The 18,751-nt window shown below is 61.3% G+C and carries 19 protein-coding genes; 4 read left to right on the forward strand and 15 right to left on the reverse strand.

The features are described 5' to 3' along the window. Nucleotides 1–9 precede the first annotated feature (9 nt). The 5 genes from AC1Q8Q_RS04850 to AC1Q8Q_RS04870 form a co-directional block, all read right to left on the reverse strand. Entirely contained in the window at nucleotides 10–1,419 is a 1,410-nt protein-coding gene (locus tag AC1Q8Q_RS04850; protein ID WP_020796117.1) for a circularly permuted type 2 ATP-grasp protein, read from the reverse strand. Between the two features lie 301 nt (nucleotides 1,420–1,720). Beyond that, nucleotides 1,721–2,065: a ribonuclease E inhibitor RraB gene (locus AC1Q8Q_RS04855; protein ID WP_020796118.1), complete on the reverse strand. Its 345-nt coding sequence runs from the start codon at nucleotides 2,063–2,065 to the stop codon at nucleotides 1,721–1,723. Nucleotides 2,066–2,263: 198 nt separating this feature from the next. Next, complete coding sequence (locus tag AC1Q8Q_RS04860; protein WP_033043848.1) at nucleotides 2,264–2,497, reverse strand: hypothetical protein; 234 nt, start codon at nucleotides 2,495–2,497, stop codon at nucleotides 2,264–2,266. Nucleotides 2,498–2,582: 85 nt separating this feature from the next. After that, nucleotides 2,583–2,774: a PLDc N-terminal domain-containing protein gene (locus tag AC1Q8Q_RS04865; RefSeq protein ID WP_020796120.1), complete on the reverse strand. Its 192-nt coding sequence runs from the start codon at nucleotides 2,772–2,774 to the stop codon at nucleotides 2,583–2,585. An 82-nt stretch (nucleotides 2,775–2,856) separates the two neighbouring features. Then, nucleotides 2,857–3,387 (reverse strand): hypothetical protein, encoded by a 531-nt coding sequence (locus AC1Q8Q_RS04870; RefSeq protein ID WP_020796121.1) that lies wholly within the window; start codon nucleotides 3,385–3,387, stop codon nucleotides 2,857–2,859. Nucleotides 3,388–3,565: 178 nt separating this feature from the next. On the opposite strand from AC1Q8Q_RS04870, the gene AC1Q8Q_RS04875 reads away from it, so the two are divergent. Together AC1Q8Q_RS04875 and AC1Q8Q_RS04880 are read left to right on the forward strand one after the other, a co-directional pair. Beyond that, on the forward strand, nucleotides 3,566–5,047 hold the full coding sequence (locus tag AC1Q8Q_RS04875) for a methyl-accepting chemotaxis protein (RefSeq protein ID WP_492614864.1): 1,482 nt from the start codon (nucleotides 3,566–3,568) through the stop codon (nucleotides 5,045–5,047). Between the two features lie 113 nt (nucleotides 5,048–5,160). Next, nucleotides 5,161–5,526 (forward strand): DUF962 domain-containing protein, encoded by a 366-nt coding sequence (locus AC1Q8Q_RS04880; RefSeq protein ID WP_020796123.1) that lies wholly within the window; start codon nucleotides 5,161–5,163, stop codon nucleotides 5,524–5,526. Here the strand turns inward: AC1Q8Q_RS04880 and AC1Q8Q_RS04885 are convergent, their stop codons facing one another. The 3 genes from AC1Q8Q_RS04885 to AC1Q8Q_RS04895 all read right to left on the reverse strand — a co-directional run bounded on the left by AC1Q8Q_RS04885 (nucleotide 5,527) and on the right by AC1Q8Q_RS04895 (nucleotide 7,649). Next, a complete protein-coding gene (locus AC1Q8Q_RS04885; RefSeq protein WP_492614865.1) occupies nucleotides 5,527–6,324 on the reverse strand; it encodes an acyl-CoA thioesterase in 798 nt (265 codons plus the stop codon). A gap of 200 nt (nucleotides 6,325–6,524) precedes the next feature. Next, a complete protein-coding gene (locus tag AC1Q8Q_RS04890; protein ID WP_020796125.1) occupies nucleotides 6,525–7,283 on the reverse strand; it encodes a CHAD domain-containing protein in 759 nt (252 codons plus the stop codon). 87 nt (nucleotides 7,284–7,370) lie between these two features. After that, a complete protein-coding gene (locus AC1Q8Q_RS04895; RefSeq protein WP_020796126.1) occupies nucleotides 7,371–7,649 on the reverse strand; it encodes a hypothetical protein in 279 nt (92 codons plus the stop codon). Between the two features lie 218 nt (nucleotides 7,650–7,867). Here AC1Q8Q_RS04895 and AC1Q8Q_RS04900 point away from each other — a divergent pair, with 218 nt between their 5' ends. After that, a complete protein-coding gene (locus AC1Q8Q_RS04900) occupies nucleotides 7,868–8,908 on the forward strand; it encodes a patatin-like phospholipase family protein (protein ID WP_033042534.1) in 1,041 nt (346 codons plus the stop codon). A gap of 117 nt (nucleotides 8,909–9,025) precedes the next feature. Here AC1Q8Q_RS04900 and AC1Q8Q_RS04905 read toward each other — a convergent pair whose 3' ends face one another. The 6 genes from AC1Q8Q_RS04905 to kdpF all read right to left on the reverse strand — a co-directional run bounded on the left by AC1Q8Q_RS04905 (nucleotide 9,026) and on the right by kdpF (nucleotide 17,099). Then, a complete protein-coding gene (locus AC1Q8Q_RS04905; protein WP_020796128.1) occupies nucleotides 9,026–9,715 on the reverse strand; it encodes a response regulator in 690 nt (229 codons plus the stop codon). A 48-nt stretch (nucleotides 9,716–9,763) separates the two neighbouring features. Further along, nucleotides 9,764–12,415, reverse strand: a complete 2,652-nt coding sequence (locus AC1Q8Q_RS04910; RefSeq protein ID WP_168758743.1) for a DUF4118 domain-containing protein — start codon at nucleotides 12,413–12,415, stop codon at nucleotides 9,764–9,766. 129 nt (nucleotides 12,416–12,544) lie between these two features. Then, entirely contained in the window at nucleotides 12,545–13,090 is a 546-nt protein-coding gene (gene kdpC / locus AC1Q8Q_RS04915) for a potassium-transporting ATPase subunit KdpC (RefSeq protein ID WP_492614866.1), read from the reverse strand. A gap of 148 nt (nucleotides 13,091–13,238) precedes the next feature. Beyond that, nucleotides 13,239–15,296 carry a potassium-transporting ATPase subunit KdpB gene (gene kdpB / locus AC1Q8Q_RS04920; protein ID WP_020796131.1) on the reverse strand — a complete coding sequence of 686 codons (2,058 nt, stop codon included), beginning with the start codon at nucleotides 15,294–15,296 and terminating at the stop codon, nucleotides 13,239–13,241. 10 nt (nucleotides 15,297–15,306) lie between these two features. Next, complete coding sequence (kdpA, locus tag AC1Q8Q_RS04925) at nucleotides 15,307–17,001, reverse strand: potassium-transporting ATPase subunit KdpA (RefSeq protein ID WP_020796132.1); 1,695 nt, start codon at nucleotides 16,999–17,001, stop codon at nucleotides 15,307–15,309. Nucleotides 17,002–17,009: 8 nt separating this feature from the next. Continuing rightward, nucleotides 17,010–17,099 carry a K(+)-transporting ATPase subunit F gene (gene kdpF / locus AC1Q8Q_RS04930; protein WP_007899818.1) on the reverse strand — a complete coding sequence of 30 codons (90 nt, stop codon included), beginning with the start codon at nucleotides 17,097–17,099 and terminating at the stop codon, nucleotides 17,010–17,012. A 372-nt stretch (nucleotides 17,100–17,471) separates the two neighbouring features. Here kdpF and AC1Q8Q_RS04935 point away from each other — a divergent pair, with 372 nt between their 5' ends. Next, a complete protein-coding gene (locus AC1Q8Q_RS04935; RefSeq protein ID WP_020796133.1) occupies nucleotides 17,472–17,639 on the forward strand; it encodes a DUF2897 family protein in 168 nt (55 codons plus the stop codon). Nucleotides 17,640–17,688: 49 nt separating this feature from the next. On the opposite strand, the gene AC1Q8Q_RS04940 is transcribed toward AC1Q8Q_RS04935, so the two are convergent. Next, nucleotides 17,689–18,702, reverse strand: a complete 1,014-nt coding sequence (locus AC1Q8Q_RS04940) for a GNAT family N-acetyltransferase (protein ID WP_492614867.1) — start codon at nucleotides 18,700–18,702, stop codon at nucleotides 17,689–17,691. Nucleotides 18,703–18,751: the final 49 nt, after the last annotated feature.

Consider the following 18,751-nt stretch of genomic DNA (forward strand, 5'->3'; position numbering starts at 1 on the left):
AGGCTTCCTTCAATCCTCAACCACCCAGGTGTCCTTGGTTCCGCCGCCCTGGGAGGAATTCACCACCAGGGAGCCTTCGCGCAGGGCGACACGGGTCAAGCCGCCGGGCACGACCCGGGTTTCGCGGCCAGACAGTACAAACGGACGCAGGTCGATATGGCGTGGCGCGATGCCGCTTTCGACAAAGGTCGGACAGGTCGACAGCGACAGTGTCGGCTGTGCGATGTAGGCATGGGGCTTGGCGATGATGCGCGCGCGGAAGGCTTCGATTTCCGCTGCGCTCGCCGCGGGCCCCACCAGCATTCCGTAGCCGCCGGAGCCCTGGGTTTCCTTGACCACGAGCTCCGGAAGGTTGGCCAGGACGTGGGACAGCTCAGAAGGATTGCGACACTGCCACGTGGGTACGTTTTTCAGGATCGGTTCTTCGTCCAGGTAGAAACGGATCATGTCGGTGACGAATGGATACACCGATTTGTCGTCTGCCACCCCGGTTCCGATGGCGTTCGCCAACACGACATTGCCCGAACGATAGGACGACAGCAGGCCGGGCACGCCCAGCATCGAGTCGGGATTGAACGCCAGCGGGTCAAGGAACGCATCGTCGAGACGGCGGTAAATCACATCGACGGCTTTCGGCCCGTCGGTGGTGCGCATGAACACCTTGTCGTCACGCACGAACAGGTCCGCACCCTCCACCAGCTCCACGCCCATTTCTCGCGCCAGGAATGCATGCTCGAAGAAGGCGCTGTTGAAGCGCCCCGGCGTCAGCACCACGACACTCGGATTTTCGATCGGGCTTGAGCTTTTCAGGGTGTCGAGCAACAGGTTCGGGTAATGGTCGATGGGGGCAATGCGCTGGGCCGCAAACAACTCGGGGAACAGGCGCATCATCATCTTGCGGTCTTCGAGCATGTAGCTGACGCCGCTCGGTGTACGAAGATTGTCTTCGAGCACGTAGTACGTGCCGTCGCCGTCGCGCACCAGGTCGACGCCGGAAATGTGCGAATAGATATCCCGATGCAGGTCCAGGCCTTGCATCGCCAACTGGTACTGCTCGTTGGCCAGCACCTGCTCGGCCGGAATGATCCCGGCCTTGATAATGCGCTGCTCGTGGTAAAGGTCGGCGAGAAACATGTTCAACGCCTTGACCCGCTGGATACAGCCGCGCTCGACCACGCGCCATTCACTGGCGGGGATACTGCGCGGGATGGTGTCGAAGGGAATCAGGCGCTCTGTGCCCTGCTCATCACCGTAGAGCGTGAAGGTAATCCCGGCGCGATGAAACAGCAGATCGGCCTCGCGTCGCCGTTGTGCCAGAAGCTCGTCAGGCGTCTCGGCCAGCCAACGGGCAAACTCCCGATAATGCGGGCGGACCTGGCCGCCAGCGTCGTACATCTCATCAAAATAGGTGCGGATCATGCCGTACTCCTTGTCACCCGGACATACAGGCCTTCGCAAGGCCCGTGCCATCGGCAGAAACGCTTTGATTTCAATCGGTTGGATAATCACCACGCGAGCGCCGCACCAATCCTGTGCGGCAAATGCCCCCACCTGACGGCCCCCGCTTCATTGCAAGGCGTTGTCGTCGCCCATCACCAGCATAGACCGTAGGCGCCGGCTTGCCGGCGAACGGGTCGGCCTTGTTCGATTGCCATCGACAAAAACGAAAACGGCCAACCCGAAGGTTAGCCGTCATTGCTGTTTGTAACTGTTCATAGGTTTATGCGAGTCGCCCTCGTACCTCCTGTTTCACACCCCAGCCTTCGATGATGCCGCCCAGAGGCTCGACCACTGCCTCGAAACCCTGTTCGAAATCGCCAATGTCGTCGTAGGTCGCATACATGACCTTGCACAACTCCAAAGCCCAGGCGCCATCGTCGCGCACACTGATTTGCGCATCCAGGGATTCACCACGGTGAAAATGACCTGCCGCCCTGCGTGCCCGCTCCTCGTCCGGGAAAATGGCGTAGAACTCGATGGGATGGAACCGGGAAAAATCAAAACCGCCTTCTTTCATGCGGCGCAACACACTGCTGCTGATGTCTTCTTGATAGGCTGTGCTCATGAAACGTCCTCCTCAAACTGATGGATAGACTTTCCGTACTCCCTTGTGCGAACCCAAGGGTGCGCGCGACGGGAAACAAGCATGGAGCTGACAAGACCAGACCTTAGCGATCCATTCGCTGATCTCGCTTGCAGAGTAGCCCCAAGATAGAGCCGCTGCCAAGGCCTGGTTCTGCTGTAGTCGATAACGAGAAGAGGTTCAGACGGGGGTGATGCTGCGAATTTCAATACTGTTCTGGGCCTTCAGGCTTTTGACGCCTGCATCCGGGGTGCGGCCCTCATAGTCGTTCAGATCCAGTTCGGCGGCCACGGGAAGCAATCGCGCCTTGATGAGTTTGGCGGCCTCTTCGTGACTCGGGCACTCCTCGCACTCGAATTCTTCATCGATTACTTCACCATGATCATCCACGAAAGTGACTTTCCACCTTTGCATCGGTGCCTCCTCGATAAAACCCATGGATGGGCTTACACCTATCTCGACCTCGGGCGCCGGGCAATGTTCCGGCGAGTGTTTCGCTTCAGATGCGCACATTTCCTCGTGGGCCCGCAATGGCCCAGATGATCAGGCCCAGAACCGGCAGCAACAGGATCAACAGCACCCAGAAGATTTTCATTCCGGTCTCGGCGCCACTTTTCAGCACGTTGATGATTGCCCAGATATCCAGGGCAAGAATGATCAAGCCAACCAGGCTATTGAACGTGGAACCCATGATGACGCTCCTGAAGAGTGATATGCCCTCTTAGGATAGCCCGCCGTGAACAGGGTTCCCTTTTTTTGACAGCTTTACCGGTTCAGACGTGGATCGCCACTTTCAAGGCTTCCAGCGATGGCGCAGCGGCGATGCCGACTTGCGCGCACAGTTCGAGCACCCGAGGCACGGCATTGCCGTAGACCAGCACCACTTGCAGTTCATCGTCCAGCAATTGGCTGAAGTTCATCAGCGTGTAGCCACCGTTTTCCTTGTTCAGGCTGCTCATCTGCACCTGGATGCGATTCAGTGCGGTCAGGGCTTCGGTCCTGGCCAACTGCTTGGGCTTGAGATTGAACTCTACCCCGGGGCCGAACGAGGCGACGATCTGGGCAAACAGGTCCACATAGGTGTCGGCCTGAAACAGCACGGTATCGGGCAGGCTGCCAACCACGACCCACTCACCCAGCGGGATCGGGAAGCTGTCGTCGTAGTTGATGTCCGGGTTGGCGCTCAGGAAAGCCGCTGGATCAGCATAAGCCTGGGCCGCTTCATCAGCGACTTTCTCGATTTCGTCATCGGCCATGCACCCGGAGCTGATGTTGCTGATGAGTTCGATGAGGGCGGCTTTCATGGGGGCGGATCCTGTAGCTGGTAAATTTTCAGGGCGCGCAGGATAGCGCATTACGCCCTGCGATGGCGTCTTGCAAGCAAGCCTCGCAATCTTGACCTGCATCAAGCGTTCAGCCCAACAATAGCGGCACAATAATGGCACCTTGCCAAAACTGTTTCCGCTATCAGAGAAGACCTCCATGGGTGCCTGGCTTAGCAATATCTCGCTGAAGTACAAATTCTGGGCGGTGAACGCCGTCGCTTTCGTCACCACGCTACTGCTGGTGTTTTATGCCGTGCAGCTCGAACAACAAGCCCGCAGCCATGCCGCCCAGGAATCGGCCCAGGCCCAGGCGCGATTGCTCGAAGCCTGGCCTGCCGGGCAGCCGCTGCCCAGGGCCGGGAACCTGCTGACCTTCGATCACGGCCAGGCACCGCGGCTGGACGGACAGCCGCTGCAGGCACTGGCCGATGCCACCGGCTGGGTCGAGTTCGACGCGCTGCCATATTTCGGTGACAACCCGCCGATCGGCGCCGAAGTCTTCACCCGCACGGACGGCCAGCGGGTCGCCTTGATTGCCCATGGCCCAAGCCTGGGCCAGGTGTTCAGCGAACGTGTTGTCAATTATGCGCTGGCGGTGTTTATCCTGATGCTGGCAATGCTCGGTGCCTCACAGTTGTTGATTCGCTTTTTGCTCAGTCAACTCAATACCCTGAAAGACGTGATGCTCCACGTTGAAAAAACTGGCGACTTGTCGGCCCGTGTCCCGCTGACTTGCAGCGACGAAGTCGGGCAGATGGCCAACGCTTTCAACGCCATGCAGGCCGGTTACCAAGGCGTGGTCAGCACCGTCGCCAGCACCGTCCGACAACTGGACGAAGGTGCCGCACGCCTGGCATCGAACATGAATGAAGTGCGTCATGGCATGCTTGGCCAGCAGAGCGAAACCGATCAGGCGGCAACGGCCATCAATGAAATGACCGCCACCGTCTATCACATCGCCCAGCACGCCGGTGCCACCCGAGACCTTTCGCAATCTGCCGACACCTTGGCCGGCAGCGGGCAGGAAGTGGTCATGCGGGTACAGCGATCGATTGCCGGACTGTCTACCGGGGTGCAGCAGACCGCCGAGATGATCCAGCGCCTCGCCGAGGACAGCAAGAAGATCAACGGTGTGGTCAACGTGATTCACAGCATTGCCGAGCAGACCAATCTGCTGGCGCTGAACGCGGCAATCGAAGCGGCCCGGGCCGGCGAAATGGGCCGGGGGTTTGCGGTGGTCGCCGATGAAGTGCGCAACCTGGCCAAGCGCGTCCAAACCTCCACCGATGAAATCACCGTGATGGTGTCCGCCTTGCAATCAGGTACTCGCGATGCGGTGGACTTCATGCAGGAGAGTTCATTCAAGGCCGATGAATGCGTACAGCAAGCCCAGGAGGCTGGGGCCGCGTTGGCGCAGATTACCGGGGCAGTGGCGCAGATGCGCGAAAGCAACACCCAGATCGCCGTGGCGGCCGAGCAACAAAGCCAGGTGGCCGAAGAGATGAACCGGGCGGTGGTGAGCATCCGCGATGTGACCGAAAATACGGTGCGCCAGACCGTCAGCTCGGCTACAACCAGTGATGAACTGGCGGTGTTGGCCGGCGAGTTGAGCACGGCGATCGGGCAGCTCAAGCTATAACATCGAGGGTGGACATGACCCCTATCGCTTCGATAGCCAAGCTTGATTCGCCGCCCGCATCTACCGGGCCTATCCTTGATTCATGAGTTCAACAAGGATCGAGGATAAGCATCATGGGTAAACGTCACCCCAACCTTCCCGCCTGGCAATGGCGTGCGTACCCGAACAATCACCAACACCCGACCAACCTGGTGTTGCACCTGATTGCCGTGCCACTGTTCATTGTCGCCTTCCTGCTGATCGCCTGCGGGGTATTCGGCCTGAACCTGGCGAATTTCGCCATCGGCGTCATCGGTGTGATTGCCGCCTTGGGTCTGCAACGTCACGGCCATACCCTGGAGGCGCAAGCCTCCGAGCCATTCAGTGATCGCAAAGATGCGGTTTCACGCTTGCTGGTCGAGCAGTTCCTGACCTTCCCGCGATACGTCCTCAGCGGCGGCTGGTGGCGCGCCTGGCGCGAGCGCCACCGTCGTCATTGATCAGCCGAACACCGTCACCGTCTGCCGGCTCATGGCAATCAACCGCCCCTCCACATCCCACAGCTTCGCCGCGGCATGGCCGTAGCCGTCGGCGGCATGCTCGGTTTCAACCAGGTATTTGCACCAGTCCAGGGTGCTTAGTGCCAGCAATGGCTGGACGAATTCGATGGTCCAGGTCAGCGTGCTGCACATCGCCGGCTTCTTCAGAAACGGCATCAGGGCCGGTGGCCAGGCATCCACCAGCGCCAGGATGTGCGCTTCGGTGACCGACTCCTCCTTCACATCACCCCGCAAGCGCACCCAGCCGCCCATTTGACGCGATGTATTGCCGCTGAATGGCAACCCGCCAACACTCCAGCGCATTGCCAGGTGCTGCATGAATTGCGGGAGCACGCCCTCGATGAAAGGCAGTTCCTGACAGTCGTCCCAATGCTTCATCTCTGGCGCCGGCAACGCTTGCACCGCCACTTCCGATGGACGCGAGGCGCCGAAGCTGCCCTGAACCAGCGTGACGACCTGCCCCCTCTGCATCGCGCGGCCCAACACCTGGCTGACCGCCTTGCCCTCGCGCAATACATCAACTTCAAAACTGACCGGCACGTCGGGTTCGACCGGGCCGACAAAGGTGATTGCCAGTGAGCGTACCGGCCGGTCCGCTGGCACCTTGGCGCGCATGGCTTCGTACTGCAAGGCAGCCACCAGGCCGCCGAAACTGGCTCGGCCTTGCGCCCATCCGGGCGGGATCGACAGTTCCAGTGGTTGACGGCGAACAGCGTCGAGCAAATCGCAAAAGCGCATGAAGACCTCAAGGCAGGAAACGGATGAAGGAATCTTAACCAGCTCACTGGGGCTGTACAGTGCCTATTCCGGTCAAATTGACTGACAGATAAGCCGCCTGCGCCTGTGTAGGAGCTGCCGCAGGCTGCGATCTTTTGATTTTAAAAACAAAGATCAAAAGATCGCAGCCTGCGGCAGCTCCTACAGGGGTCGTGGTGGGTTCAGGATTTGAAACAGGCCTTGCTGAGTTTTTCCAGCACCCGGTCGGCACGCTGTTCGGCCTTGGCCATGGTGGCTTGCCAAACGGCGACACAAGGCTGCAAATCCGCTTCCTGCTCGGCCATCGCCAGCCATTGCACACAGTCGTGCCAGTCCCCCAAGGCCCCTTGGGCAGATTTCAGTCGGGGCATGGCGGCCTTGGGCAGGCGATCCAGTTCGGGGTAAGCGTCGATGCCATAACGTACGCGCTTGATCAGCAAGCGCAAACGATGGCGGTCATGGGCCGGATCGTGCAAGGCGGTGTCGAGTTTCTTCCACTGTTTGCCCAGGCGTTTTTCGATGCGCTTGTCCAGCCCCTTGAGCAAACCCTGGCGCTGAGCAGCGCGCAGGAATCGCGGAAAGGCATCGAGGATCAACAGCAGCTGCTTAAACTCCGTACTGGTCGCCACCGCAGGATAAGCCTTGGCCATTTGCACCATGCGCCGCTGCGCGGCTTGCACTTGATCGTTTTCGAGCAAGTAGGCAGCCAACACCTCACGATCACGCAATGGCGTGGTCAAGTCGCCAACTTCGGACGCCGCCGCTTCCAGCTGCTCGACTCCGGGCAACCCGCGCAACGGCCGCAGCAGGCTGCGCAACCGGCGCACCGTGGTACGCAACTCGTGCAATGCCTCAGGATCGGTGTGGGCACTCAAGCGTGCCTGACAGGCCAATAGACGAATTTCCAAGCCTAAGACCCGGGCCACCAACCTATCGATCATGGTTTACTCCGTAAACGGCTGTAAGCTGCAAGCTGCAAGCGAACCGACTTGTGGCTTGCAGCTTATAACTTATAGCTGCTTTCCAGCCTATCTCCCCGCGCGCGACTCACGAATATAGAAACGCGCCTTTTCGGCCTTCTTCGCGCATCCCTCGAAGCCTTCGAATTGTTGCTGGGTCTTGGCTGCGGTCAGCAGCGATAAAGCCTTGGAGTAGCTGACGGTTCCGGCGAAACCTTCGGCCTTTGCCAGGTCCAACTCACGCCAGGCGGCATCGAGCTGGCTGCCGCAGCTGTCGCGATAAGCGGTTTTGCCGGCACAACCGGCCAGCGCCAGGGCAATCAGTGGCACACAGATCCAGGCTTTCATTTCTTACACCTCTAAAATAGGTAAACAGTCATGCAGGTAGGACGGTCTGGCGGACAAAAAGTGCCGTCCGTCGGCAACGTTAACCCAACGGGGAGAGAATACCCATCCGCCGCCATGGAGTGTCGAAAAAACGACCCATTCACGCGGCCGAACGACCTGTCGATTGAAGCGCCCCCCTCGTTGGGTGCATTGTTGAACGATTCAAACGAGGGCGATCAATGAAAAAGCGTGTCGCACTGGTGTTGGGCTCGGGTGGAGCCCGGGGCTATGCCCATATAGGCGTCATCCAGGAAATTGAACGGCGAGGCTACGATATCGCCTGTATCGCCGGTTGCTCCATGGGCGCGGTGGTTGGCGGGATCTACGCCGCTGGCAAACTCGATGATTATCGGGACTGGATCGAGAGCCTGGATTACCTCGACGTACTGCGCCTGGTGGACGTCAGTTTTCGCCTCGGGGCCATCCGCGGGGAAAAGGTCTTCGGGCAAATCCGCAAGATCGTTGGCGAAATCAATATCGAAGACCTGCGCATCCCCTATACCGCAGTGGCCACCGACCTGACCAACCAGCAGGAAATCTGGTTCCAGGAGGGCTGCCTGCACCAGGCCATGCGTGCCTCGGCGGCGATTCCCAGTCTGTTTACCCCGGTGATGCAGGGCAATCGCATGCTGGTCGATGGCGGTATCCTCAACCCCTTGCCGATCGTGCCGGTGGTGTCGAGCCATTGCGATCTGATCATCGCGGTCAACCTCAACTCCACCAACCAGCGTCACTACCAGTTACCGGTGATCCAGCGCCCAGCTGCCTTCAAGACCCGCTTTGACAGCCTGATCAGTTCCCTGGGCTCGAAGTTGCCGTTCCGGCGCAAGCAGGCCGAACAATTGCTGCTGCTGGAGAAGGAAGCGTTGATGGCCGAAGCGGCAGAGATCAACCCCTGGGTCGAGTCGGCCGAACCTGAAGCCCAGCAACCCGCGGCCGCGCCTGAACGGGACGGTGCGCCGAAGTCCGCCACCGGGTCGTTCATCATCGACAACGTGGGGCCGGCGTCCCTGCTGGATTTGATCAACCAGAGTTTCGAGGTCATGCAGACCTCCTTGGCGCAATACAAGATTGCCGGGTATCCGCCGGACATCCTGATCAACGTGCCGAAGCGGGTGTGCCGGTTTTTCGAGTTCTACAAGGCGCCGGAGTTGATCGCGCTGGGACGCGAGATTGCGCGCGATACGCTGGATCGGTATGAGAGTGAGCGAGATTCCTGAAACAACGATCGTTCCCACGCTCTGCGTGGGAATGCATCCTGTGACGCTCCGCGTCACGAACTCAATAGCGGACGCGGAGCGTCCATGACGGCGTTCCCACGCAGAGCGTGGGAACGATCATGAATCGAGTAACCGATACCCCACCCCCGCCTCGGTCACGATGAACCGCGGTTGCATCGGGTCGTCCGCCAGTTTCTGGCGCAAGTGCCCCACCACGATCCGCAAGTAATGCGTGTCTTCAGTATGGGTCGGCCCCCAGATGTCCTTGAGCAGTTGTTGCTGGGTGATGACTCGTCCGGGATGCCGTGCCAGTTGCGCCAGCACTGCGTATTCCTTGCGGGTCAGCGCGACTTCGCTACCATCGAGCAATACCCGCCGATAGGCCAGGTCCACCGTCAGCGGGCCGAAGGCCAGTGCCGCTTGCTGGGCCTCGCCCACCGGCGCCTGGCGTAATAGCGCTCGAATTCGCGCCAGGAATTCCTGGATGCCAAAGGGCTTGGTCACGTAGTCATTGGCACCGCCATCCAGCGCCTCGACTTTCTGCCCTTCACCGGCACGCACCGAGAGCACCAGCACCGGCACTGTCGACCACTCGCGAAACTCACGCAGTACCTGCTGGCCGTCCATGTCCGGCAGGCCGAGGTCGAGCACCAGCAAGTCCGGTTTGTTCAACGCCGCTTGCGCCAGGCCTTCGGTGCCGGTACCGGCCTCCAGCACCTTGTAGCCCTGTGAAGCGAGGCTGATGCGCAGGAATTTACGGATTTGCGGTTCGTCATCGATGACCAGGATGGTCGCGGTCTGGTTCATGGATTCACATCAACACAAAGTAGTGGCAAGAGAGTAACGCAAGCACGATCAGGCTTCACTCTCAAAGCCCGGCTGCGCCTGCAAAGGCAAGTGCAAGGTGATGCAGGTGCCGCGCCCTTCAATACCGTCGGCCACGCTGATCCGCCCGCCATGGGCACCGACCATGCCCTGACAGATCGCCAACCCCAGCCCCGTGCCCTGCCCACCACGGTCGCCGCGAGCGGCGGTGTAGAACATGTCGAAAATCTTCTCCCGCTCCGCTTCCGGAATCCCCGGCCCTTCGTCGCTTACCGAGAAAAACAGCTCCGTGTCATCGGCCCCCGCGCGCACGTGCAGGCGCCCGTGGGACGGCGAGAAACGCGCAGCGTTTTCCATCACGTTGACCAGGGCCTGCTCGATCAGCGCCGCGTGGACGAATAACAGCGGCAGTTGCGCCGGCACTTCGGTGGTGACCTGCAACGGGGCCAATACCGCGCGAAGGCGATTGAGCGCACTGCCGACAATGTCTGCCGGCGATACCCAGTCCCGTGCCAGCTTCAATGCCCCGTGACCGAGGCGGGTCATGTCCAGCAGGTTTTGAATGTAGCGATCGAGGCGTTCGGCTTCGTCGCGGGTGCCTTCCAGCAACTCACGGCGATCCTCCAGGGGAATGGCCTCACCGAGGGCCAGCAGACTATCGATACTGCCGCGCATGGAGGTCAGCGGGGTACGCAAATCATGAGACACCGAGGCCAGCAAGGCACTGCGCAATTGTTCGGTTTCGCCGTGCAGCCGCGCGGCTTCCAGGTCATCGGCCAGTTGTGCTCGGGCCAGCGCCTGGGCCAACGGCTGGCTCAACGCGGTCAACAAACGCCGACGCTGGCCGCTCAAGGCCTGGCCTTCTTTGGCACACACACCGAGCAGCGCCAGCGGCCCCTCCTCCACTGACAATGGCCACCACCACCAACGACCGAACGGCAAGGTCCCGGTGCCCGCGCCCGCCGGCTGGTCGTGCTGCCACGCCCAATCGGCGGCGGCGCGTTCGGCTTCGGTGAACTCCAGCGGGCCACCGATCTCGACTTTCCAGCCGCTCTGGCCGTCGCGATTGAGCAGGCACAGTTGCAGGTCGCTCCAGCCGCTGAGGTGCTGGGCCGCCGCGTTGACCACGGCCTGACGATCGGTGGCAGCGGTGAGTTTGCGCGACAGATCGAGCAGTTCGCTGGTCTCTTCCTGGGTATCACGCAGGGCCTGCAATTGCCGGCGCTGGCGTGCAGCAAGGTTGCCGGTGAGCGCCGCCATCAGCAGGAAAAACAGCAAGGTCAGCACGTCTTCTTCGCGCTGGATGCTGAAGGAAAAATTCGGCGGAATGAACAAAAAATCGTAGGTCAGGAACGACAACGCCGCACAGGCCAGGGCCGGGCCAAGACTGCTGCGCACCGCTACCAGCAACACCGCGGCGAGAAACACCAGCGAGATGTTCGGCAACGGCAGCACACTGGCAACTGCCCAGGCCAGGGCAGTGGCCGACAGCGTCGCCACCACGGCCAGGGCGTAGTCGAACCATACCGGTGCCTGCATCGAACGCTGCCTTGGTTGATGCTGTTGCTGCTCGGTGTCGAGCACGTTGATTTCCAGCCCACGGGCATTACGCAGCAGTCGCGCCGCCAGGCCGCCTCCGAACAATCGACGACGCAGGCGCGGCCGCGACTGGCCGACCAGCACCAGGCTGGCGCGGCGTTCAGCGGCGTGCTGGATCAGGGTTTTGGCGACCTCGCCGGCCCGCAGCAGCACTACTTCACCGCCCAGGCGTTCGGCCAGTTGCTGGGCACTTTGCAGACGCAGCCGCGACTGCTCGTCACGCACGCGGCCATTATCCACATGCACCAGACTCCACGGCAGATGCCGACGCTGGGCGACGCGGCTGGCGTGACGCACCAGGCGCTCGGCCTGGGCATCGCCATCGACGCCGACCAACAAGCGACCGCGCACCGTCGGCGCCGCTTGCCCCATCTGGCGATAGCCCTGGGTCAGGTCGTTATCGATCTGGGCCGCCGCGGTTTGCATGGCCAGCTCACGCAGCGCCGTGAGGTTGGTCTGGGAGAAATACGCATCGATGGCGGCCCTCGCCTGCTCGGGCACGTAGACCTTGCCGTCGCGCAAACGCTCGAGCAATTCGCGCGGTGGCAAATCGATCAGCAGCAGTTCGTACGCTTCCTGCAAAACCCAGTCGGGCAGGGTTTCGCGCACCTGCACGCCCGTGATGCCACGCACTTTGTCATTCAGGCTTTCCAGATGCTGGACGTTGACCGTGGTGTACACGTCGATGCCCGCGGCGAGCAGTTCCTGGATGTCCTGCCAGCGTTTTTCGTGACGGCTGCCGGGGGCGTTGGTGTGGGCCAGTTCATCCACCAGCACCAGCCTGGGCTTGGCTGCAAGCAGACCGTCGAGGTCCATCTCCTCGAGCTCCACGCCACGGTATGACGAGCGCACCAATGGCATTTGCGGCAATCCGCTGAGCAACGCTTCGGTCTCGAAACGGCCGTGGGTTTCGACCACTCCGGCAATGACTTTCACGCCTTGGCGCAATTGGGTGTGGGCCGCTTGCAACATGGCGTAGGTCTTGCCGACGCCGGGGGCGGCGCCGAGGAATACCTTGAGCCGGCCACGGCCATCACGGGGCAGGTTTGCTAATAGCGCGTCGGCGCGGCCGGAGTCGCTCATGCTTTCAATTCTCTTTATTCAGGTATTCATGTGGTGCCTGGGGGCCGTCTTCGCGAGCAGGCTCGCTCCCACATTTGGAATGCATTCTCCTGTGGGAGCGAGCCTGCTCGCGAATGGCGTCACCGCCGACTACAGTTTTTCCAGCGCCAGGTTCAACTCAAGCACATTCACGACCGCTGGGCCTACCAATGGCTGTTCGGTGTGGGCGTCCAGCAGTTGCTGGAGCGACGCAACCGGCAGGTTGCGCGCCGCCGCAACACGCGCCAGTTGATAGGCAATCGCGGCCGGTGGCAAGTGCGGATCGAGGCCGCTGCCAGAGGTGGTGACCAGCGCCAGCGGTACCGGCCCCTGCCCTGGCACCAGCAGCTTGTTGGCGTTGTCGATCACCCGAGTGGCCAGGGCCGGGTTGCTTGGCGACAGGTTGCTGGCGCTGCTCGATACGGTGGCAAAGGCACCAGCCGATGGCCGCGGGTGGAACCAGGCGTCGCCGACGAAATCCTGGGCAATCAGCGATGAGCCGCGAACCTTGCCGTCGGCATCACGCACCAGGCTGCCATTGGCCTGATCCGGGAAGGCGACCTGGGCCACGCCGGTGACCACCAGGGGATAGGCGACACCGGTGATAAGGGTCATCAAAACCAGCAGGCTCAGGGCCGGGCGTATCATTGTGGACATTTCAAACTCCTCGAATTCGGTGAACAAGTACCGCGTTCAGTCAGGTACAACGTGTCGTCTTTTTCGCGAGCAGGCTCGCTCCCACAAGGAAACGAGGTGCCTTTGTGGGAGCGAGCCTGCTCGCGAAGGCGGTACGCCTGACACACGGTCAAACCAGATGCAACGCCGTCAACAGCATGTCGATCGCCTTGATGCCCACGAACGGCACCACAATCCCGCCCAGGCCATAGATCAGCAGATTGCGTCGCAGCAACGCCGCCGCGCTCGCCGCCTGCACGCGCACACCGCGTAAAGCCAAGGGAATCAGCACCACGATGATCAGGGCGTTGAACACGATCGCCGAGAGAATCGCGCTCTGCGGGCTGTGCAGCTGCATGACGTTCAACACGCCCAGTTGCGGGTAGATCGCGGCAAACAGCGCCGGCAGGATGGCGAAATACTTGGCCACGTCGTTGGCAATGGAAAAGGTCGTCAGCGCGCCGCGGGTCACCAACAGTTCCTTGCCGATCTGCACCACGTCCAGCAGCTTGGTCGGGTCACTGTCGAGGTCAACCATGTTGGCCGCTTCACGTGCCGCCTGCGTGCCGTCATTCATCGCCATGCCGACGTCCGCCTGGGCCAGGGCCGGGGCGTCATTGGCGCCGTCGCCGCACATGGCAACCAGGCGACCGTCGTTCTGCTCGTGCCGGATGCGCGCCAGTTTTTTCTCCGGCGTGGCTTCGGCCAGCACGTCGTCAACACCCGCTTCGGCGGCGATCGCGGCAGCGGTCAATGGGTTGTCGCCGGTCACCATGACCGTGCGGATCCCCAGCTTGCGCAGCTCGGCAAAACGCTCGCGGATGCCGGGCTTGACCACGTCCTTGAGGTGGATCGCACCGAGCAGTTTGCCGTCGGCGCAGACCAGCAGCGGCGTGCCGCCACTCTGGGCAATCCTGTCGATTTCCCGGGACAACGGCGCGGCCAGGTCGGCTCGCTTCAAGCCGACGAACGCCAGCAGGGAATCCACTGCGCCCTTGCGATACACGCGGCCCTGATAGTCGACACCTGACAGCCGGGTTTCGGCGCTGAACGGTACAGCCGTCAGCAATTCGGCGGCCGGCTCCGTTTGCGGTTGCGTGCCACGCAGGTATTCGACGATGGATTTACCTTCCGCCGTGTCATCGGCCAGAGAGGCCAACAAGGCACCCTCGGCCAGTTCGCTGGCCGTCACGCCTGGAGCGGGAACAACGGCGGCGCAACGACGGTTACCGAAGGTGATGGTGCCGGTCTTGTCCAGCAGCAGGACGTGCACGTCCCCCGCCGCTTCCACCGCGCGACCGGACTTGGCGATCACGTTCAGGCGCACCAGGCGGTCCATGCCGGCGATACCGATGGCCGACAACAAACCGCCAATGGTGGTCGGGATCAGCGTGACCAATAACGCCACCAGGAACACCAGCGGCAGGCTGCCATTGGCAAAGTGGGCGAACGGTTGAAGAGTCACGACCACCAGCAGGAAGATCAGGGTCAGGCCGATCAACAGGATGTCCAGCGCCACTTCGTTCGGGGTTTTCTGGCGCTTGGCGCCTTCGACCAGGGCGATCATGCGATCCAGTGTCGACTCGCCGGGGTTGGCGGTGATCTTCACCAACAGCCAGTCAGACACCAGCCGGGTATTGCCGGTCACCGCCGAGCGGTCGCCGCCGGATTCACGAATCACCGGAGCGGATTCACCGGTGATGGCCGCTTCGTTGACGGCAGCAATCCCTTCAATCACCTCACCGTCACCGGGGATCATCTCCCCCGCTTCGACGCGCACCACATCGCCTTTGCGCAGGCTGGCGGCCGGCACCACTTGAAAGCTGCCGTTGCTGGTTCTGCGCCGGGCGCTCAAGCCTTCGCTACCCGCCTTGAGGCTGTCGGCGCGGGCCTTGCCACGACCTTCGGCCAGGGCCTCGGCGAAGTTGGCGAACAGCACGGTAAACCACAGCCACAGGGCAATCTGTGCGGCGACGAAGGTCGGCACCGCCGTGTCGGGAATGAAGCACAGCACGGTGGTCAGGATCGCCGTCAGTTCGACCACCAGCATCACCGGCGCACGCTGCAATTGTCGCGGATCGAGCTTGACGAAAGCTTGTACCAGCGCTGGGCGCCAGAGGGCCGAGATCGCGGTTCTTGCTTGTTCCGGGGCCTTGGCAGCGACCGGTTTGATTGCGGGCATATTCATCATCTGCTCCTTAGAAGCCCAGGCTTAAATGTTCAGCAATCGGGCCCAACGCCAGCGTCGGCAGGAAGGTCAAGCCACCCACCAGCAAAATGGTCACGGTCAGCAAGGTCACGAACAGCGGGCCGTGGGTCGGGAAGCTGTTCTGGCCAATCGGCGCGGTCTTCTTCATCGCCAGGCTGCCGGCCAGGGCCAGCACCGGCAGGATGTAGCCGAAGCGACCGATCAACATGCCAAGGCCCAGCATCAGGTTGTGGTACGGCGTATTGGCGCCGAAGCCGCCAAATGCCGAACCGTTGTTGGCACTGGCCGAGGTGTAGGCGTAGAGCAACTGACTGAAACCATGGGCGCCGGGGTTGCTCACCGAGGCCACAGGCCCTGGCAGGCTGGCGGCAATGGCACCGAGGACCAGCACGCCGATCGGCATGACCAGCAAGGTCAGCACCAATAGCTGCACCTCTCGGGCTTGCAGTTTCTTGCCGAGGTATTCCGGCGTCCGGCCGATCATCAGGCCGGCAAGGAACACCGCGATCAGCACGTTGAGCAACATGCCATAGAGCCCCGCGCCGACGCCGCCGAAGATCACTTCGCCGACCATCATGTTGACCAGCGCAACCATGCCGCTGAGCGGGTTGAGACTGTCATGCATGCCATTGACCGAACCGTTCGACGCCGCCGTGGTGGTCACCGACCACAGCACCGTGGCGGTGGTACCGAAACGCGCCTCCTTGCCCTCCAGCGGTGCGGTCTGTTCGACGGCGACGTTGGCCAGGGTCGGATTGGGTTGGTATTCAGCCCACAGCGACGTCGCGCCACCGATCAAGAACAGCGCCAGCATGCACGCGATGATCGCGCGGCTCTGACGCAGGTCTTTCACGTAATGGCCAAAGGTGAACACCAGCGCCACCGGGATCAGGATGATCGACGCGACTTCGAACAGGTTGCTCCAGGCCGTCGGGTTCTCGAACGGATGCGCCGAGTTGACGCCAAAGAAGCCACCGCCATTAGTGCCCAGTTGCTTGATCGCAATCTGGCTGGCGGCCGGCCCCAGCGGGATCACTTGATCGATGCCCTGCACGGTCACGGCATTCACATATTGCGCGAAGGTTTGCGGCACGCCCTGCCAGACCAAGTACAGCGCCAGCAGCAGGCACAGCGGCAACAGGCCGTACAGGGTGGCGCGAGTCATGTCGACCCAGAAGTTGCCCAGCGATGCAGTGGATTTGCGACCGATGCCGCGGCACAGCGCAACCAGGACTGCAAGACCGGTGGCAGCGCTGACAAAGTTCTGCACGGTGAGGCCGACCATCTGGCTCAGGTAGCTCAGGGTCGCTTCGCCGCTGTAGGACTGCCAGTTGGTGTTGGTCATGAAGCTGACTGCGGTATTGAACGCTTGCGTCCATTCCTGGCCCGGCAGGTTTTGCGGGTTCAGCGGCAAGTGGTCCTGGAACAGCAGGATCGCGAACAACAGTACAAAACCCGCCAGGTTGAAGGCGAGCAAGGCCAGGGTGTACTTCTGCCAGCTCTGCTCGGCCTGGGGATCGACGCCAGACAGGCGATAACAACCACGTTCGAGTGGACCAAGGATCGGCGTCAGCCAGGTGCGCTGGCCTTCCATGACCTTGTAGTAGAAACGCCCGAGAAACGGTGCGGGGACCAGTACCAGGGCGAAAAACGCCAGGATCAGCCAATAGTCATAACTGTGCATAGCCGCTCCTAGTTGCGGTCCGCGCGCAACAGCGCAACCAACAGATAAATGAACAGTCCCACTGCCAGCAGCAGTGACACTCCGTCCAGAACGCTCATGGAAGTTCTCCGTGTTACGGCGTATTGCCGCGTGTGGAGGTATTGTCGGCAGGGAGGCTGTAAAGGAACGAGACCGAGGGGTGCGGCGGGGCATAAAGAAAGCGTAAAGAGTGGGTTTAGGGCTCTGTTACTGCGTTGTCTTGACGGGCCTCTTCGCGAGCAAGCCCGCTCCCACACTGTTTAGCAGTGTTTGGGAAAACGCATACCCCTGTGGGAGCGAGCCTGCACGCGAAGGGGCATTGCAGACGACACAGGGGTGAACGACACAGAACAGGCATACAATGGAACCAGTGCGAAATCCAATCGCTCAAAGTGGTATGCACGTTCGACAGGCGAAACCCTCGCCCGCCGGCCGGCTTTCAAGGAGGTCCCATGCCCTGGTATGCCTGGTTGATTCTGGTGGTTGCCATTGGCTCTATCGTTGGCGGTTTGATGATGTTGCGCGACACCGCCCACAAGGTTGAGCTGACCGATGAACAGCGCAAACGCGTCGCCGAACGCAATGCGGAGATGGACGCCAAGGAAGCGCAGGACCGCTAGCTGCGAAATCGTCCGAGACCTGTGAGGCATTCGGACGATTTCCTGCGGTTCAGATCAACGAGCAGCGATCAAAAAAACGCTCGCGCCCCAGCACCATCAGTGCTGCGCGCTTGTGTGGAAAGTCGAATTCCTTCTCGCAATAAAACCCCTGTCCCTGCAGGTGCCCAATCATCTTCGCGTTGTCGGCACGGGGCTCGGCGACCACCCGGCGAGTCCGTGGATCGTCGAGAAACAGGTAATGCACCAGCGCCGTCAGCCAACTCGCCACCTTGTGCGGACCCCGGTGACTTTCTTCGCCCACCAGCATATGGATGCCACGGTCGTAATCATCCGCGTCATAGAAGGGTGCGATACGATCTTCCTTGGCCCAGTAGGCTTCGAAATAGGCAAAGGGTTGATCGTCGAAACAACCGATCAACGTCAGGGTATGGGGATCGTCCTGGCGTTTGCCCAGGTACTCGCGATGCTCTTCGAGACTGCCCTGCTCTTGCCAGAAACTCGCGACCCGAGGGCTGTTCTGCCAGCGATTGAATCGCACAAGATCCTCGTCGATATCCACTGTGCGCAAGGAAATCCACGCCCCCAGCCTGGAATCGAAACGCCGATAAACCTCGCCTTGCGGCTTCGGTGGGCGCAGTGGGTGACGCTTGCCGCCGCTGATGACCATCTGCTGTGGATAACAGCCCGTCAGCGAATCGCCCAACCACGGCTGTGGCAACTGCCAGAACAGGGTGCGTTCGCAACGATAGCAGCCAGCCGTATCGGCAGGAACCAGCAAGCCGCTGAGCAGGGCTTCGGTCGGCGTTTCATCGAGTTGCCAGATCAGACGCTGGCAGGCCGGGTCGCGAGCGAACAACCAATAACCGGCAGCCCAGAAAGCCTGGCTGCCAGAAAGACCGAAGCGTTCCTCCACTTGCAGCCGCAGCTCGGTGTCGCGGGTCAGGCGCAGATTTATCAGCGCCTGGCTTTCGAGGCTGAGGCTCAGCCGGTTTTCGGTTTCATCGGCTACTAGACTGCTGCCCGTTGGTAATTGCAGGACAGTCAGGTCTTTCGGATTGGGCATGGGAAAGGCTCACGGTAATCGTCGACAGTTAAACGATGTAACGCGAGCC

Source organism: Pseudomonas sp. GW823-FHT06B06 (genome assembly GCF_058795195.1).

Excerpts from the sequence above, each read along its gene's own strand:
- AC1Q8Q_RS04875 (WP_492614864.1), top strand. The coding sequence starts at position 3,566 with ATGGGTGCCTGGCTTAGCAATATCTCGCTGAAGTACAAATTCTGGGCG.
- AC1Q8Q_RS04935 (WP_020796133.1), top strand. The coding sequence starts at position 17,472 with ATGCCCTGGTATGCCTGGTTGATTCTGGTGGTTGCCATTGGCTCTATC.
- AC1Q8Q_RS04880 (WP_020796123.1), top strand. The coding sequence starts at position 5,161 with ATGGGTAAACGTCACCCCAACCTTCCCGCCTGGCAATGGCGTGCGTAC.
- AC1Q8Q_RS04860 (WP_033043848.1), bottom strand. The coding sequence starts at position 2,497 with ATGCAAAGGTGGAAAGTCACTTTCGTGGATGATCATGGTGAAGTAATC.
- AC1Q8Q_RS04890 (WP_020796125.1), bottom strand. The coding sequence starts at position 7,283 with ATGATCGATAGGTTGGTGGCCCGGGTCTTAGGCTTGGAAATTCGTCTA.
- kdpA (WP_020796132.1), bottom strand. The coding sequence starts at position 17,001 with ATGCACAGTTATGACTATTGGCTGATCCTGGCGTTTTTCGCCCTGGTA.
- AC1Q8Q_RS04900 (WP_033042534.1), top strand. The coding sequence starts at position 7,868 with ATGAAAAAGCGTGTCGCACTGGTGTTGGGCTCGGGTGGAGCCCGGGGC.
- kdpF (WP_007899818.1), bottom strand. The coding sequence starts at position 17,099 with ATGAGCGTTCTGGACGGAGTGTCACTGCTGCTGGCAGTGGGACTGTTC.
- AC1Q8Q_RS04865 (WP_020796120.1), bottom strand. The coding sequence starts at position 2,774 with ATGGGTTCCACGTTCAATAGCCTGGTTGGCTTGATCATTCTTGCCCTG.
- AC1Q8Q_RS04940 (WP_492614867.1), bottom strand. The coding sequence starts at position 18,702 with ATGCCCAATCCGAAAGACCTGACTGTCCTGCAATTACCAACGGGCAGC.
- AC1Q8Q_RS04850 (WP_020796117.1), bottom strand. The coding sequence starts at position 1,419 with ATGATCCGCACCTATTTTGATGAGATGTACGACGCTGGCGGCCAGGTC.
- AC1Q8Q_RS04855 (WP_020796118.1), bottom strand. The coding sequence starts at position 2,065 with ATGAGCACAGCCTATCAAGAAGACATCAGCAGCAGTGTGTTGCGCCGC.
- kdpC (WP_492614866.1), bottom strand. The coding sequence starts at position 13,090 with ATGTCCACAATGATACGCCCGGCCCTGAGCCTGCTGGTTTTGATGACC.
- kdpB (WP_020796131.1), bottom strand. The coding sequence starts at position 15,296 with ATGAATATGCCCGCAATCAAACCGGTCGCTGCCAAGGCCCCGGAACAA.
- AC1Q8Q_RS04910 (WP_168758743.1), bottom strand. The coding sequence starts at position 12,415 with ATGAGCGACTCCGGCCGCGCCGACGCGCTATTAGCAAACCTGCCCCGT.
- AC1Q8Q_RS04870 (WP_020796121.1), bottom strand. The coding sequence starts at position 3,387 with ATGAAAGCCGCCCTCATCGAACTCATCAGCAACATCAGCTCCGGGTGC.
- AC1Q8Q_RS04895 (WP_020796126.1), bottom strand. The coding sequence starts at position 7,649 with ATGAAAGCCTGGATCTGTGTGCCACTGATTGCCCTGGCGCTGGCCGGT.
- AC1Q8Q_RS04905 (WP_020796128.1), bottom strand. The coding sequence starts at position 9,715 with ATGAACCAGACCGCGACCATCCTGGTCATCGATGACGAACCGCAAATC.
- AC1Q8Q_RS04885 (WP_492614865.1), bottom strand. The coding sequence starts at position 6,324 with ATGCGCTTTTGCGATTTGCTCGACGCTGTTCGCCGTCAACCACTGGAA.